Source organism: Haladaptatus sp. T7 (genome assembly GCF_026008575.1).
In the GTDB taxonomy this organism is placed as follows: Archaea; Halobacteriota; Halobacteria; order Halobacteriales; family Haladaptataceae; genus Haladaptatus; species Haladaptatus paucihalophilus.
The window spans coordinates 256,291-271,098 of the sequence record NZ_BROP01000003.1 but is presented as its reverse complement, the minus strand read 5'-3'; the positions used below and the strand labels follow the sequence as shown (position 1 = coordinate 271,098).

At 60.6% G+C, this 14,808-nt stretch carries 13 protein-coding genes and 2 tRNA genes; 10 read left to right on the top strand and 5 right to left on the bottom strand.

What is annotated here, in order from left to right; genetic code table 11:
• Positions 1-4 precede the first annotated feature (4 nt).
• Positions 5-1,588, bottom strand: coding sequence for a hypothetical protein (locus OPC11_RS10545; RefSeq protein WP_264781839.1), 1,584 nt, complete (start codon positions 1,586-1,588; stop codon positions 5-7).
• A gap of 307 nt (positions 1,589-1,895) precedes the next feature.
• Between OPC11_RS10545 and OPC11_RS10540 the strand changes: the two genes are divergently transcribed.
• The gene (locus tag OPC11_RS10540; protein WP_264781838.1) at positions 1,896-2,303 is read left to right on the top strand and encodes a hypothetical protein; all 408 of its coding nucleotides are present in this window, start codon (positions 1,896-1,898) and stop codon (positions 2,301-2,303) included.
• An 84-nt stretch (positions 2,304-2,387) separates the two neighbouring features.
• On the opposite strand, the gene OPC11_RS10535 is transcribed toward OPC11_RS10540, so the two are convergent.
• The 3 genes from OPC11_RS10535 to OPC11_RS10525 form a co-directional block, all read right to left on the bottom strand.
• Positions 2,388-2,460, bottom strand: a tRNA-Asp gene (locus OPC11_RS10535).
• A 69-nt stretch (positions 2,461-2,529) separates the two neighbouring features.
• Positions 2,530-2,985: a group I intron-associated PD-(D/E)XK endonuclease gene (locus OPC11_RS10530; protein ID WP_264781837.1), complete on the bottom strand. Its 456-nt coding sequence runs from the start codon at positions 2,983-2,985 to the stop codon at positions 2,530-2,532.
• A gap of 274 nt (positions 2,986-3,259) precedes the next feature.
• Positions 3,260-3,332: transfer RNA gene (locus OPC11_RS10525), tRNA-Asp, on the bottom strand.
• 289 nt (positions 3,333-3,621) lie between these two features.
• On the opposite strand from OPC11_RS10525, the gene OPC11_RS10520 reads away from it, so the two are divergent.
• The 9 genes from OPC11_RS10520 to OPC11_RS10480 all read left to right on the top strand — a co-directional run bounded on the left by OPC11_RS10520 (position 3,622) and on the right by OPC11_RS10480 (position 13,865).
• Positions 3,622-3,849 (top strand): DNA-directed RNA polymerase subunit H, encoded by a 228-nt coding sequence (locus OPC11_RS10520; protein WP_007979681.1) that lies wholly within the window; start codon positions 3,622-3,624, stop codon positions 3,847-3,849.
• Entirely contained in the window at positions 3,849-5,405 is a 1,557-nt protein-coding gene (locus tag OPC11_RS10515) for a DNA-directed RNA polymerase subunit B'' (protein ID WP_007979678.1), read from the top strand. The genes OPC11_RS10520 and OPC11_RS10515 overlap by 1 nt, the downstream gene beginning before the upstream one ends.
• Positions 5,405-7,231 (top strand): DNA-directed RNA polymerase subunit B, encoded by a 1,827-nt coding sequence (gene rpoB / locus OPC11_RS10510; RefSeq protein WP_007979677.1) that lies wholly within the window; start codon positions 5,405-5,407, stop codon positions 7,229-7,231. The genes OPC11_RS10515 and rpoB overlap by 1 nt, the downstream gene beginning before the upstream one ends.
• A gap of 1 nt (position 7,232) precedes the next feature.
• The gene (locus tag OPC11_RS10505; RefSeq protein ID WP_264781836.1) at positions 7,233-10,163 is read left to right on the top strand and encodes a DNA-directed RNA polymerase subunit A'; all 2,931 of its coding nucleotides are present in this window, start codon (positions 7,233-7,235) and stop codon (positions 10,161-10,163) included.
• Positions 10,156-11,337 carry a DNA-directed RNA polymerase subunit A'' gene (gene rpoA2 / locus OPC11_RS10500; RefSeq protein ID WP_007979673.1) on the top strand — a complete coding sequence of 394 codons (1,182 nt, stop codon included), beginning with the start codon at positions 10,156-10,158 and terminating at the stop codon, positions 11,335-11,337. Before OPC11_RS10505 ends, rpoA2 begins: the two co-directional genes overlap by 8 nt.
• Positions 11,337-11,765 (top strand): NusA-like transcription termination signal-binding factor, encoded by a 429-nt coding sequence (locus OPC11_RS10495; protein WP_264781835.1) that lies wholly within the window; start codon positions 11,337-11,339, stop codon positions 11,763-11,765. The genes rpoA2 and OPC11_RS10495 overlap by 1 nt, the downstream gene beginning before the upstream one ends.
• Before the next feature lie 330 nt (positions 11,766-12,095).
• Positions 12,096-12,665 carry a hypothetical protein gene (locus tag OPC11_RS10490; protein WP_264781834.1) on the top strand — a complete coding sequence of 190 codons (570 nt, stop codon included), beginning with the start codon at positions 12,096-12,098 and terminating at the stop codon, positions 12,663-12,665.
• Positions 12,666-12,816: 151 nt separating this feature from the next.
• Positions 12,817-13,245: a 30S ribosomal protein S12 gene (locus OPC11_RS10485; RefSeq protein ID WP_007979666.1), complete on the top strand. Its 429-nt coding sequence runs from the start codon at positions 12,817-12,819 to the stop codon at positions 13,243-13,245.
• A 2-nt stretch (positions 13,246-13,247) separates the two neighbouring features.
• Positions 13,248-13,865, top strand: a complete 618-nt coding sequence (locus tag OPC11_RS10480) for a 30S ribosomal protein S7 (protein ID WP_007979662.1) — start codon at positions 13,248-13,250, stop codon at positions 13,863-13,865.
• 53 nt (positions 13,866-13,918) lie between these two features.
• Here the strand turns inward: OPC11_RS10480 and OPC11_RS10475 are convergent, their stop codons facing one another.
• On the bottom strand, positions 13,919-14,680 hold the full coding sequence (locus OPC11_RS10475; RefSeq protein ID WP_264781833.1) for a DUF5781 family protein: 762 nt from the start codon (positions 14,678-14,680) through the stop codon (positions 13,919-13,921).
• Positions 14,681-14,808: the final 128 nt, after the last annotated feature.

Genomic DNA, 14,808 nt, shown 5'->3' with positions numbered 1-14,808 from the left:
GAACTCACCGCCGTCGAATGACGAAGACGGCGACGAGGACGAGCAGGACGGCAAGCACGACGATGGCGACGAGTCCCCCGGTTCCGCTCGAAAACGACAGCACACCCTCCTGCCTCGGGGCCGTCACCCGAATCGGAACCTCGTACGTGTCGGTGAGTTTCGTCTCCCCGTCCGGCGTGTCGTACTGGAAGTCCACCGACATCGGATACGCGTTCGGAAGCGTCCCCCCGTCGGCGCTCACGTCGAACCTGATGGTCGCCGATTCGTTCGGTTCCAGTTTCTCGATGAACGCACCGTTGTCGTTGATGGTCAACGGACTGTCCACGAACGCCTGCGCGTCGATGTTCCGCACCGTTCGGTCGTCGTTGTTCGTGACGACGAGCGAAACCGTCGCCGTCGATCCCGCCTCGACCGAGGCGCGTTTCGCGTCGATTCGGAACTCGTCCCGTCGCGGGCCGACCGGAACCCGCGCGTCGAGCGGCTTGCTCTGTCGCGGGTCGCCGTCCTGATTCTGATATCGAACGACGAACGAAAGCTGTCGCGGGCCGCGGTCGGCGCTGTCGCTCACGTCGATTCGGTATTCGAACGGCGTCGATTCGCCCGCATCGAGCGACCCGAGCGCGTACTCCGTCTCCTTCGGCGAGAGGTTCTCCCCCTGCGACCTGAGGACGAGGACGGCGTTGGGCGCGCGCTGTGGTCCCTCGTTGGTCACGGTCCCGGACACGGTTCCCTCCTGTCCCACGCGCAACGTGCTGGTCACGGTATCGAACGAGAACGACTGCTCCGGGTCGGGAATGATGCCGATGAGATGCGGCTCCGTCCGATTCCTGGTCCCCTCCTCCCGGTACGAAATCGAGAGGCTGAACGGGTAGCTCCCGCCGACCGTATCGTTCTTCGCCGTCACCCGATACTGGAACGTCTGCCGTTCGTTCGACGACCACTCGTTCACGAACTGGCTGGCGTTGGGCGACCGGCCGAGCGTGAGTTGCTCGTTCGCGGACCGAAGCGACACGATGGCGTCGTTCACGTCCCGCCCCGTGTTCTCCACGGTCACCGATATCACTCCCGTATCGCCCGCCTGCACGTTCGAGGAGATGGACGTCACCTCGAACCGCTCCAGTCGAATCCGCTCGCTCGGTTGTACGCCGAACGTGTACGGTCCCGCCCGCCTCTGTGAGCCGTCCCCCGCCGTGAACGAGATGTTCGCCTCGAACGGGTAGTTCTCGACTTCGGCGAACTCCTCCGCGAGGAGGCTGTATTTCACCGTCCGTCGCTCGCCCGCCGCCCAGTTTCCGACCTGCTTTCGGGCGGTCTGTGATGGTCCGAACCGAACGCTCTCGTTCGGTGACCGAACCGAGATGCTCGCGTTCGAAACGTCCTCCCCGGTGTTCTCGAACGTGATGGAGAGGTTCCCGGTCCCGTTTATCGGTACGTTCGAGGCGACCGATACGATTCTGAATTGACCCGTCGGTGCCTGTGCTTCCTGTTCGATAGCCGCCCCGCTCGTCGGATTTGCGGTTCCCGTCCACAGTCCCCCGTGGACGACCAGCAGCAGGAGTCCTATCGAAATGACGGCTCGACCGTTCATCCGTCACGTCCCGTCGAACCCGTCTCCCCCATTTGCGCCATTCGTTTCCCCCGCTCTCTTGTCACGTCGTCATGATTCCTATAGGTTTGGCCCGTCGAACGATGCCGGGTGGTCAGTTCGACGGGGATGTGTCTCGGTCGTTCACAAAATGTGGCCTTGTAGAAATCCCCCCGCGGTGATGAGATTTAGTGATCCTGCTGGATACGGGCGCGTATCTATCATGACATCCGATTATTTGTGTCTCCTTCTCACTTTCAGATTCCGTATCGACCACAAATGGTTCGTAGCCTCGATATGAACTGTAAATATGGGAACTGCCGAGCGAGGATTGGTCTCGTGGGTATCAGCGACCGTTGATTTCCTTCTGGCAGTGTTCGGGTTCATAATTGTGCTGTATCCGATGGTCTCGCTCGGAAACGCAGTTTTCGGGTCGCCGGCTTCGGCCTCGACAATCGGCTTGGTTCTCGGTGTGCTGGCGGTCGGCGGAGCGTATCCCATGGTTGCGGGCGATTGGTCGCTCGGACAGCTCGGTGAATACGTGTTCGTCCTTACCGTCGCCACATTCGGGTGGGGACTCCTCGGGATGATAGTGATACTCGTCTCGGGGCTTTCGTTAGCCGGGAGTAACCCGGTTCCACGAGCGATAGTCTGGGTCGCGGCCTCTCTGACTGCCTATATCGTCGTCTACCGAACCCGGTTGACGGTTCTCGACTAACTCCGATTTGCAGGGTTCAAATCTTCTCGGCCGATAGAAACTGAGACAGAGCAATCGCTCGTGAATCGTTGTTTCGTTAGAAAGCGCCCGAGGCGGGATTTGAACCCGCGTCACAACCGTGACAGGGTTGTATGATGGGCCACTACACCACCCGGGCCTTCAACGCATCTTCTTCTTTTCCCCGCCCTTATTAAGGGGTGTCGATTTCGTCGTCCTTTGGCATCCGTTATCGCGGGGTCCGGTACGATTTATTTTTCGGAGGGATTTCTCCGGTGAACTCGTACTCCTCTGCCCAATTGATCGACGGATGGTCTATTTCCCCTTCAAAGCGAAGTTCCATCTTTTGCTCGGTCGCCTCATCAATCGCTATCCAATAGGTCTTCTTGTTTTTAGGGTACCGAACAGTAAACGCGTCTATCTCTCCATCATACGTGTTCTCGTGGTAGTTCCCTTCCTTTGTCGTTTGAGTGTGAGTGTTGAACCGCATCGTTTTTTCCTTGTTCTGCCATGCGGTTTTACATTGAACTCGATATAAATCACCCATATCGTCTATTATCAAATCGTATTTATCGTTGTCACCGAATGGAATTGAAACGCTGTATCCATAGGATATCATCTCGTGGATTATCTTCGCCTCTGTTTTATCACCTCGATCTTTCGTGTTACCTCTCTCTTTTGACATCCGTTGAAAATAGGCTCGATTCCATCTTATTGACTATTTCGGTGTGAAATATATTAGCGGATTTCAATTGTGTGATTGACTTAGATCGCTAATCGTCATTCAGCCAAACAACGTCCGAGACAGAATTCGGCTTCCATCGAGGTTGAGAGATGGACTCACCATACGCGAGTTATTGTTCTATCTGGTAATGTCCAAGGCCAAATCCAAATACCCGTTTGCGCGAAGACGAGAAATAGCGGATGCACTGCTCGTGAATCGTCGTTCCGTTAGAAAGCGCCCGAGGCGGGATTTGAACCCGCGTCACAACCGTGACAGGGTTGTATGATGGGCCACTACACCACCCGGGCCTTCAACGCATCTCTTCCTTTCTGGCTTGTACTCTTAAGGCTTTCCAAAGCCGTCCCGTGTGGGGGTTCGTACCGAGGGATGCTAACACATCCCGATTGCCCAAACCATTTATACCAGAACGAAGTAGATACAGGTGTTCAGTTGGGAACTTCCGTCCATTTGTACGGGGGTTCGGGATAGCCGAGCGTGTGCGAACCGACTTAGCAAGTCTTAAATGAGTGCTGCGTGTAATACCCTGTAGTATCTCGTGATAGCCATTTCTCCCGCTAGCCGGAAACTCGCGCACACATGGTAGACGTAAGCCAACACAAAATGGTTCCGGAGCACTCAATCGTCGATTCGGACGAAATCGACGAGGTGCTCGCGGAATACGACATCAAGAGTACAGACCTGCCGAAAATCAAGCGGACCGACCCCGCGCTGCCGGACGACGCAGAGCCGGGTGACGTCATCAAAATCGTCCGCAACTCCCGAACGACGGAGAACGCCGTCGTGTATCGACTCGTGGTGGAATAATGCAACAGGAAGATCGACGCACACTATCGAGGGAGTATTTCTCGAAAGAACGACTCGCGGAGCATCACTATCGCTCGTTTAACGCCTTCCTGAATCGCGGCATGCAGGAAGTCGTAACCGAGAAGGGAATAATCGACACGGACATCGGTGACAAGGAGGGCGAAGAACCGGTGTTCGTCGAACTCGGCGACATTCGCGTGGTCACCCCGCGCGTACGTGAGGCGGACGGAAGCGAAGAGCTCCTGTATCCACAGGAAGCGCGCCTCCGCAACATCACGTACGCCGCACCGGTTTTCATGGAGATGACCATCGTCAAAGGAGAGGGCGACGACAAGCGCGTCGTCGACTCCACCGAGACGAAAGTCGGTCGGATGCCGATCATGGTCGGCTCTGAGAAGTGTAACATCGCCAACTTCGACAAGGAGGACCTGGTGGAGATCGGTGAGGACCCCGCCGACCCCGGCGGCTACTTCATCGTCAACGGCTCGGAGCGCGTGCTGATGACCTCCGAGGACCTCGCCCCGAACAAGATTCTCGCCGAGTACGACACGAAGTACGGCGACGAGATTCAGGTCGCAAAGACGTTCAGCCAACGCCGCGGCTACCGCGCGCTGGTTCTCGTCGAGCGCTCGCGCGACGGCCTGCTCGAAGTGTCGTTCCCGTCGGTGTCCGGACGCGTGAACTTCGTCACGCTCGTTCGCGCGCTGGGACTCGAATCCGACGAGGAGATCGTCCACCGCGTCTCCGACGACCCGGAGATCGTGAAGTTCATGCTCGAAAACCTGGAGGCCGCCGAAGTCCAGACCCAAGAGGAGGCCATCGAAACCCTCGGGAAGCGGGTCGCCTCCGGACAGGGCAAGAACTACCAGCTGAAGCGTGCGAACTACGTCATCGACCGCTATCTCCTGCCGCACCTCCACGAGGACGGTGTCGAGGAAGAGGAAGTGCGCATCAACAAGGCGTACTACCTCGCGCGGATGGCCGAGGCGTGTTTCGAACTCGCGCTGGGACGCCGCGACTCCGACGACAAGGACCACTACGCCAACAAGCGGCTGAAGGTCTCCGGCGACCTCATGAAGGACCTGTTCCGCACGGCGTTGAACAAACTGGCGCGCGACGTGAAGTACCAGCTCGAACGCGCGAACATGCGCAACCGGCAGTTGTCCGTGAACACGGTGGTTCGGTCCGACGTTCTCACCGAACGTCTCGAACACCCGATTGCGACCGGGAACTGGGTCGGTGGCCGCTCCGGCGTCTCGCAGTTGGTCGACCGGACGGACTTCATGGGTGTGCTGTCACACCTTCGCCGTCTCCGCAGTCCGCTGTCGCGGAGCCAGCCTCACTTCGAGGCCCGTGACCTGCACGCGACCCAGTGGGGTCGTATTTGCCCGTCCGAGACGCCTGAGGGACCGAACTGTGGTCTGGTGAAGAACTTCGCGCAGGCGATGGAGCTGAGCCAGAACATCGAGGACGAACAGGAACTCAAACAGGAACTGTCGTCGATGGGAGTCGAGGGGATTCCCGGAATCGAGAGCATCGAAGGGAGCGCAGACTGATGAGTCAGGGACGAGAAGCGAAAGTATACGTCAACGGCAGTTTGGTCGGGACGCACCCCGACCCCGAACAGCTCGCAAATCAGGTACGAGAGGCACGTCGGCGCGGCGACGTGAGCGAGATGGTGAACGTCTCGGTCAAGGGACGGACCAGCGAAGTCATCATCAACGCGGACGCGGGTCGTGCCCGCCGTCCGCTGCTCGTGGTCGAAGACGGCGAGACTCGTATCACGGACGAGGAAGTCGAGGCGCTCAACCAGGGCGACCTCTCGTTCGACGAACTCGTCGAGCGCGGTAAGATCGAGTTCATCGACGCCGAGGAAGAAGAGGACATCTACGTCGCGGTCGACGACGACGAGTTGAACGAGGACCACACGCACCTCGAAATCGACCCGCAGCTCATCTTCGGCATCGGTGCCGGGATGATTCCGTACCCGGAACACAACGCCAGCCCGCGCATTACGATGGGTGCGGGGATGATGAAGCAGTCCATCGGGCTGCCGTCGGCGAACTATCGAATTCGCCCGGACACGCGCCAGCACCTCTTCCACTATCCGCAGCTCTCCATGGTGAAGACGCAGACGACGGAGCAGATCGGGTTCGACGACCGACCCGCCGCCCAGAACTTCACCGTCGCGGTCATGAGCTACGAAGGGTTCAACATCGAGGACGCGCTCGTCATGAACAAAGGCTCGGTCGAACGCGCGCTCGCTCGTTCGCACTTCTTCCGGACCTACGAGGGTGAAGAACGTCGCTACCCCGGTGGACAGGAGGACCGCTTCGAGATTCCGAGCGACGACGTTCGCGGTGCCCGTGGCGAGGACGCGTACACGCACCTCGACGAGGACGGACTGGTCAACCCCGAGACGCGCGTGGACGAAAACAGCGTTCTGCTCGGCAAGACGAGTCCGCCCCGGTTCCTCGAAGAACCGGACGACATGGGCGGACTGTCGCCGCAGAAACGCCGCGAGACGAGCGTTACGATGCGCTCGGGCGAATCCGGCGTCGTGGACACCGTGACGCTGATGGAGGGTGAGGACGGCTCGAAGCTCTCCAAGGTGTCGGTGCGCGACGAGCGAATTCCCGAACTCGGGGACAAATTCGCGTCGCGGCACGGACAGAAAGGTGTCGTCGGCCACATCGCGCCGCAGGAGGACATGCCCTTCACGCAGGAGGGCGTCGTTCCCGACCTCATCGTCAACCCGCACGCGTTGCCGTCGCGCATGACGGTCGGTCACGTGCTGGAGATGATCGGCGGAAAGGTCGGTGCGATGGAAGGTCGCCGAGTCGACGGGACGGCCTTCTCCGGCGAGGACAAAGAAGAACTCCGCTCGGCGCTGCAAGAGCGCGGCTACAAGTCGTCCGGCAAGGAGATAATGTACTCCGGCGTGACGGGCGAGAAGATCGAGGCGGAGATTTTCGTCGGCACCATTCTCTATCACAAGCTCTACCACATGGTGTCGAACAAACTCCACGCCCGGTCGCGCGGCCCGGTGCAGGTGCTGACGCGTCAGCCGACGGAAGGTCGTGCCCGCGAAGGTGGTCTCCGTATCGGGACCATGGAGCGTGACTGTTTCGTCGGACACGGCGCGGCACTGGCGCTCAAAGAACGGCTTCTCGACTCCTCCGACCGCGAGTGGATCTACGTCTGCGGTCAGTGTGGCATGAGCGCGGTCGAGAACATCGACCAGAACCGCGTTTACTGCCCGAACTGCGAGGAGGAAACGGACATTCACGAAATCGATATGAGCTACGCTTTCAAGCTCCTGCTCGACGAGATGAAAGCCCTCGGCATCGCGCCGCGACTCGAACTGGAGGATACAGTCTAAAATGTCAACAAATCAAACTCCCAAGGAGATCGGTTCCGTCAGCTTCGGCCTGATGGACCCGGAGGAGTACCGAGAAATGTCGGCGACGAAAATCATCACCGCCGACACCTACGACGACGACGGATTCCCCATCGACATGGGGCTGATGGACCCGCGATTGGGCGTCATCGACCCCGGTCTGGAGTGTAAGACGTGCGGACAACACTCCGGTTCGTGTAACGGCCACTTCGGTCACATCGAACTGGCCGCCCCGGTCATCCACGTCGGATTCACGAAACTCATCCGCCGCCTCCTTCGCGGTACCTGCCGCGACTGTTCCCGACTCCTCCTGACCGAGGAGGAAAAGGAGAAGTACCACGGCATGCTCACGCGGACGAAGGAACTCGGCAACGACATCACCGATGTGACGAAGGCGGCGATTCGAGAGGCGCGGAAGAAGGACCGGTGTCCGCACTGTGGTGAGGTTCAGTACGACATCAACCACGAAAAGCCGACGACCTACTACGAGGTCCAGCAGGTGCTCACGAGCGAATACTCGGAGCGAATCGCGTCCCGGATGCAGGGTCGAAACGAGGAGGGCGACGAGGACGAAGACCTCGAACCCGTCTCGCCGCAGGAGTTGGCCGACCAGACGGACATCGACCTCTCGCGCATCAACCAGATAATCTCCGGCGAATTCCGTCCGCGCGAGGCGGACCGGAAGGCCATCGAGAAGGCGCTTTCCATCGACCTGACGACCGAGGACATGAACAAGCTGATGCCCTCGGACATCCGCGACTGGTTCGAAGACATCCCGGACCAGGACATCGAAGCGCTCGGCATCGATTCGAGTCGCTCGCGCCCCGAGTGGATGATTCTGACCGTCCTGCCGGTGCCGCCGGTGACGGCTCGTCCGTCTATCACGCTGGACAACGGCCAGCGCTCCGAGGACGACCTGACCCACAAGCTGGTGGACATCATCCGCATCAACCAGCGGTTCATGGAGAACCGCGAGGCCGGTGCGCCACAGCTCATCATCGAGGACCTGTGGGAACTGCTCCAGTACCACGTCACGACGTTCATGGACAACGAGATTTCGGGCACGCCGCCCGCCCGTCACCGCTCCGGGCGTCCGCTGAAGACGCTTTCCCAGCGGTTGAAGGGGAAGGAAGGTCGCTTCCGTGGCTCGCTGTCCGGGAAACGCGTGAACTTCTCGGCACGGACCGTCATCTCGCCGGACCCGACGCTCTCGCTGAACGAGGTCGGCGTCCCGCGACGGGTCGCCCGCGAGATGACCCAGACGATGAACGTCACGCCGCGAAGCATCGAGGAGGCCCGACGCTACGTTCGAAACGGACCGGAGGGTCACCCCGGCGCGAACTACGTCAAGCGGCCGGACGGACGACGATTGAAGGTCACCGAGAAGAACTGCGAGGAACTCGCGGAGAAGGTCGAACCGGGATGGGAGGTCAACCGACACCTCATCGACGGCGACATCGTTATCTTCAACCGACAGCCGTCGTTGCACCGGATGTCCATCATGGCCCACGAAGTGGTCGTGATGCCGTACAAGACGTTCCGGCTGAACACCGTCGTTTGTCCGCCGTACAACGCCGACTTCGACGGGGACGAGATGAACATGCACGCGCTCCAGAACGAGGAAGCACGCGCGGAGGCGCGCGTGCTCATGCGCGTGCAGGAACAAATCATCTCCCCGCGCTTCGGTGAGAACATCATCGGCGCGATTCAGGACCACATCTCGGGGACGTACCTGCTCACCCACCACAATCCGCACTTCAACGAGACGCAGGCGCTCGACCTGCTCCGTGCGACGCGGATCGACGAACTGCCGGAAGAGGACGGGACGGAGGAGGACGGAACCCCGTACTGGACGGGACAGACGCTGTTCTCGGAACTCCTGCCGAACGGCATCGAACTCGAGTTCACGAGCTCGACGGGCGACACCGTGGTCATCGAAAACGGCCAGCTCATCGAAGGGACGATAGACGAGGACGCGGTCGGCGCGTTCGGCGGGGAGATCGTCGATACCATCTGTAAGGAGTACGGCGAAACCCGCGCCCGTCACTTCATCAACGAAGTTGCGACGTTGGCGATGCGTGCCATCATGCACTTCGGGTTCTCCATCGGTATCGACGACGAGACGATTCCGGTGGGCGCACAGGAGCAGATCGACGAAGCCATCGACAACGCCTACGAGCGCGTTCAGGACCTCATCCAAACGTACGAGAACGGCGAGCTGGAATCGCTTCCGGGCCGAACCGTCGACGAGACGTTGGAGATGAAGATCATGCAGACGCTCGGCAAGGCGCGTGACTCCGCCGGTGACATCGCGGAAGACCACTTCGCCAGCGACAACCCGGCGGTCATCATGGCCGACTCCGGTGCGCGTGGGTCGCTGCTCAACCTGACCCAGATGGCTGGCTGTGTCGGCCAGCAGGCAGTTCGGGGCGAGCGCATTAACCGCGGATACGAGGACCGGACGCTCTCGCACTATCAGGCGGACGACCTGTCTGCCGACGCCCACGGTTTCGTGGAACACTCCTACACCGGCGGTCTGACGCCGCTCGAGTTCTTCTTCCACGCGATGGGTGGTCGTGAGGGGCTGGTGGACACGGCAGTTCGGACGTCCAAGTCCGGCTACCTCCAGCGCCGCCTCATCAACGCCCTGTCCGAACTCGAAACCCAGTACGACGGAACGGTGCGCGACAGCAGCGACACCATCGTCCAATTCGAATTCGGCGAGGACGGTACCTCGCCGACGCAGGTCTCCTCGGACGAGGAGAACCCGATAGACGTCGCAGGAATCGCGGACCAGATTCTCGAAGAGGAGTTCGACAGCGAGGACCGCAAACTCGAATTCCTCGGCGAACGGCAGCCGCCGACGAATCTGTCCGAACACGCAGACACACGGCAGGTGGAATCAGATGACTAAGATAACTGACGACATCGAAGCGATCGTCGAGGATACGGAACTTCCCCGACGACTCAAGGACGAAGTGTACGAGACCATCGAATCGCGCGATGGTATCTCGCTCGAACAGGTGACGGACATCGCCAAAGCGGTCGAACACCGCTACCTCGACACGCGGGTCGACCCGCTCGACCCCGTGGGAACGGTGAGCGCACAGTCGATCGGCGAACCGGGAACGCAGATGACGATGAACACGTTCCACTACGCGGGCGTGGCGGAGATGGACGTGACGCAGGGGCTTCCGCGCCTCATCGAACTCGTGGACGCACGGAAGACGCCCGACACGCCCATCATGACCGTCTATCTGGAAGACGAGTACGCGGAAAACCGCGAGAAGGCACACGAAGTCGTCTGGAACATCGAGGCGACGAAAATCCTCGCGCTCGGTGACATCTCGACGAACGTCGCCGACATGATCGTGTCCATCAACCTGAACGAGGACACGCTCGAAGAGCGGATGATAACCATCGACGAGGTTGCATCCATCATCGAGGACAGTCTGGGCGTCCAGACGACACAACAGGGGTCGGTCATCGAGTTCGGTCCCGACCAGCCGAGTTACCGCAAACTCCTGCAGTTGGTCGAGGAACTCCGCGAAATCGTCTTCAAGGGTATCGAGGAGATCTCCCGCGTCGTCATTCGCCGCGAATCGCTCGACGACGGCGAGGAGTTCGTCCTCTACACCGAGGGGTCGGCGTTCAGCGACACGCTCGAAATCGAGGGCGTCGATGCCTCCCGGACGACGTGTAACAACATCCACGAGATTTACCGAACGCTCGGCGTCGAGGCGGCCCGCGAATCCATCATCGAGGAGACGATGGACACGCTGGAAGAACAGGGTCTCGGCGACGTGAACGTTCGGCACCTGATGCTCGTGGCCGACATCATGACCAACCGTGGTACTATCGAATCCATCGGCCGACACGGTATCTCCGGCAGCAAGGAGTCCGTCCTCGCACGTGCGGCGTTCGAGGTGACGGTGAACCACCTGCTCGATGCCGCCATTCACGGCGAAGTCGATGACCTGAACGGCGTTATCGAGAACGTCATCGTCGGTAAACCGATCAAACTCGGAACGGGCGACGTGAACCTCCGGATGGGTTCGGTTAGTCGCGGTGCGGAACCGTCCGACTGATGACGGTAACGCTCACCGACACGGCGCGACAGTACATCGCCCTCTTCGAGGACGAGACGGGTGCGACCGCCCGTGATTGTGTCGTCCTCGGTGACGACGACAAGCGTGTCATCTTCGTCGTCAAACCCGGCGAGATGGGACAGGCCATCGGACCGGGCGGAAAACACGTTCGGAGCGTCGAGGACCAACTCGGTGCGGACGTGGAACTCGTCGAAGACGCGGACGAACCTGATCGATTCGTGGTCAACGCGTTGGCACCGGCGGAGGTCCGGCACGTCACCATCAGCGAAAACGACGATACCGTCGCCTACGCTGAGGTGGCACAGCAGGACACCGGCGTCGCCATCGGGACGGACGGCCGTAACATCGAAGCCGCGAAACTGCTGGTGTCGCGTCACTTCGACGTGGACGACATCCAGTTGACCTGATCCAGCTTTTTCTGCGGTCGTGAGCAGAGAGCGAGCGCGACCCGCGCTCGCTCTCTGCCTTACTCCCTGGAAAAAGCTGGACCAAAAGCCAGCGCTCCTCCCGTCGCTCACTGCGTTCGCTTTGGTCGTCGCTCGGTCCGCTCGCCGGTCGCTCCGCTCCCGCTCGCGGTGGGTGGTCGTCGGTGCGGCGGTTGCACAGATTGCTGATTTTTGGGACGTTCGGACGAACTGCACATCGACACGTTCTCGGAGCGTCGGGGATGGTCGGTACAACCGCCGAGAGTAACGCGCGTGTCAAGATTTATCTTAGCGAATCGCCATTTTCGAGGTATGAGCCTCCGCTCCCTCGTCCGCCCCCGGCGGGCGCTCGCGTTCCCGTTCGTCGCCGTTCTGTACCCGCTTCTCTGGTTCATCGTTCGGGACGCGCACATCGCGATGGCGTACGGGAAATCCGGCGTCGTTACGCGGGCACTCAGATTCACCGCGGGTGCCGTGCTCGTGAGCTACGTCGTCGCCGTCGCGGTCGTCGAAGTGGTCGATGGAGATTCGGATTCGGCTTCGACGTGGAGGCGCTGGCTGTTCGCCCCCTCGAATCGCGCACTCGCGCTGTTCGCGGTCGTTTCGCTGCTGCTCGCGGTTCAACTACTCGACGTGACGACGACGCCGGTGTGGCTTCGTGACGTCGAGCGACTGCTCGGTGTGGCCGTCGGGTGGCCGCTCATTGTGACGTACCTCGGTGGGTTCGGCCTGAGCGTGCTTCTCGGAGAATCGCTCGGCGTCCAATTCGTTGCCGTGGCCGTCGGCGTTTCGCTGTCGGTGGCGTGGTTGTTCGTCCTGTTCGGATGGTTTACGGACGCCGTTTCGCGGGCGTCGGGGATGGGAACCCTGCTGAACCGATGATGCGGTCCGGTTCGAACGAACCCGTTGGCTCGGCTTAGAATCATTGAAACGGTCTCAAATCGCTTTATCGACCCCTTTCGAGCGACCTGCGGGCGTTTCGCCGCTTCCAAAAGGGGACGCTTAAGTACCTTCGTCGGATAGTCCACTGCATATGGCGAACGGCAAGTACGCAGCTCGTAAGCTGAAGAAGGACCGCCAGAAGCATCGGTGGTCTGACTCCGATTACGCCCGACGCGAGCGCGGTCTCGGGGAGAAATCCGACCCCCTCGAAGGCGCGCCGCAGGGCCGAGGTATCGTGCTGGAGAAAGTGGGCATCGAGGCGAAACAGCCCAACTCCGCAATCCGAAAGTGTGTCCGTGTTCAGCTCATCAAGAACGGAAAGCAAGTCTCCGCGTTCTGTCCCGGTGACGGTGCGATTTCGTTCATCGACGAGCACGACGAGGTTACCATCGCCGGTATCGGTGGTGCGAAGGGTCGTGCGATGGGTGACATCTCGGGTGTCAACTACAAGGTCGAGAAGGTCAACGGCGTGAGCCTGAAAGAACTGGTTCGCGGAAACGCGGAGAAACCGGTCCGATAACCATGAGTGCAGACGAAGAACAACCAGAGCCGGAACAGGAAGTCGGCACCGAAGGCGAGGAGATGGCCGCGAAGCTGTTCGGAACGTGGGACGTCTCGGAGATCGAGTTCAACGACCCGAGCACCGAGCGCTACATCAACATCACGCCCGTCGCTCACACGATGGGCCGCCACGCCTCCAAGCAGTTCCAGAAGAGCGAAATCAGCATCGTCGAGCGCCTCATCAACCGTCTCATGCAGACGGAAGAGAACACGGGCAAGAAACAGCAGACGATGAAGATCGTCCGCAGCGCGTTCGACATCGTTCACGAGCGCACCGAGGAGAACCCGGTTCAGGTTCTCGTCCGCGCGGTCGAGAACGCCGCCCCGCGTGAAGAGACGGTTCGCCTGAAATACGGTGGTATCTCCGTCCCCAAGGCAGTCGACGTCGCGCCCCAGCGCCGCGTCGACCAGTCCCTGAAGTTCATCGCGGAGGGTGCCCACGGCGCGTCGTTCAAGACCTCGACCGACGCTGAAGAGGCACTCGCCTCCCAGCTCATCGGTGCCGCGGACTACGACGTCCAGACCTACGCTGTCAACCAGAAAGAAGAGAAAGAGCGCGTCGCCGCCGCGGCCCGTTAAATTCTCTCGTACTTCTCTCGTTTATCGTTCGTCGTGAGTCTCGACTCTGCGTTTCAGTCCGCCGCCTGCGTGCGCTCACCGTCGCCGCTTCCGAGGACGTACTCGCGCGCGGTGTCCACGAGGGCCTTTCTGTATTCGCTCTCGGTCGGGTCGTCGGTCAACGAGAGGAATCGGTATTTGAACCCCTGCACGTCGACGGTGGGTGCATCTCGGGAGGCGGTGCGGGCGAGGTCGTAGAGGCGGTGGTCGCGCGGAACGAGGTCGTGACGCTCGACCATGGCGAGTGCAAACGCGGCGTTGACGGCGGTCATCTCCGGGTCTGACGTGGCGGTCAGTCGCCGTCCGCGAACCTCGGCGGGGCGGTCCGCGACCGCCGCCGCGAGTTCCGATTCGAGGAAGGTGACGAGTTTGTCGCTCGGACCGACTCGGAGCGTGATGTCGTCGGCGTAGATGTCCTTCATGTGGTTCGCGATTTGATAGCAGTGGGTGAGCTTCCGCCGCTCGACCGACTGTCCGGCGAACGCGAGGAACAGCACCTCCGGGGTTGATTGGGTGTGCGAGGGGTGAGACTGCTCGTTGCGCGCCATGTGGGAATACTCGTGGAGCGCGAGCTCGCGGGCCATGACGCTGGTCGCGGCCTGCCGCGAGATGTTGAGCACGTGGTGGTCCTCGGGGTGGGCGGTCCACGTCCGCTCGTCGGGGTCGTCGCGGACGCGCACGTGGACCGGTCGTTCGAGGTCGAGTTCGGTTTCGAAGATGTCGGAGGCGCTGAGAAACGGGCTCGGGGACGTCAAACCGTGCACTCGGATATCCATGCGTGTCGTTGGCACGGTCTACACCGCCATTACTCTTGTGCCATATGTGACTGTTTAGCAGGGAAATGGCCCGTTTCCGGCCGTTTTACGGGCGGGAAAACACTACGCTTTTCAACCTCGTACAGGTA

What these genes read in the sequence shown, in the direction of transcription:
- OPC11_RS10545 (WP_264781839.1), bottom strand. Translation starts at nt 1,588, where the DNA reads ATGAACGGTCGAGCCGTCATTTCGATAGGACTCCTGCTGCTGGTCGTC.
- OPC11_RS10540 (WP_264781838.1), top strand. Translation starts at nt 1,896, where the DNA reads ATGGGAACTGCCGAGCGAGGATTGGTCTCGTGGGTATCAGCGACCGTT.
- OPC11_RS10530 (WP_264781837.1), bottom strand. Translation starts at nt 2,985, where the DNA reads ATGTCAAAAGAGAGAGGTAACACGAAAGATCGAGGTGATAAAACAGAG.
- OPC11_RS10520 (WP_007979681.1), top strand. Translation starts at nt 3,622, where the DNA reads ATGGTAGACGTAAGCCAACACAAAATGGTTCCGGAGCACTCAATCGTC.
- OPC11_RS10515 (WP_007979678.1), top strand. Translation starts at nt 3,849, where the DNA reads ATGCAACAGGAAGATCGACGCACACTATCGAGGGAGTATTTCTCGAAA.
- rpoB (WP_007979677.1), top strand. Translation starts at nt 5,405, where the DNA reads ATGAGTCAGGGACGAGAAGCGAAAGTATACGTCAACGGCAGTTTGGTC.
- OPC11_RS10505 (WP_264781836.1), top strand. Translation starts at nt 7,233, where the DNA reads ATGTCAACAAATCAAACTCCCAAGGAGATCGGTTCCGTCAGCTTCGGC.
- rpoA2 (WP_007979673.1), top strand. Translation starts at nt 10,156, where the DNA reads ATGACTAAGATAACTGACGACATCGAAGCGATCGTCGAGGATACGGAA.
- OPC11_RS10495 (WP_264781835.1), top strand. Translation starts at nt 11,337, where the DNA reads ATGACGGTAACGCTCACCGACACGGCGCGACAGTACATCGCCCTCTTC.
- OPC11_RS10490 (WP_264781834.1), top strand. Translation starts at nt 12,096, where the DNA reads ATGAGCCTCCGCTCCCTCGTCCGCCCCCGGCGGGCGCTCGCGTTCCCG.
- OPC11_RS10485 (WP_007979666.1), top strand. Translation starts at nt 12,817, where the DNA reads ATGGCGAACGGCAAGTACGCAGCTCGTAAGCTGAAGAAGGACCGCCAG.
- OPC11_RS10480 (WP_007979662.1), top strand. Translation starts at nt 13,248, where the DNA reads ATGAGTGCAGACGAAGAACAACCAGAGCCGGAACAGGAAGTCGGCACC.
- OPC11_RS10475 (WP_264781833.1), bottom strand. Translation starts at nt 14,680, where the DNA reads ATGGATATCCGAGTGCACGGTTTGACGTCCCCGAGCCCGTTTCTCAGC.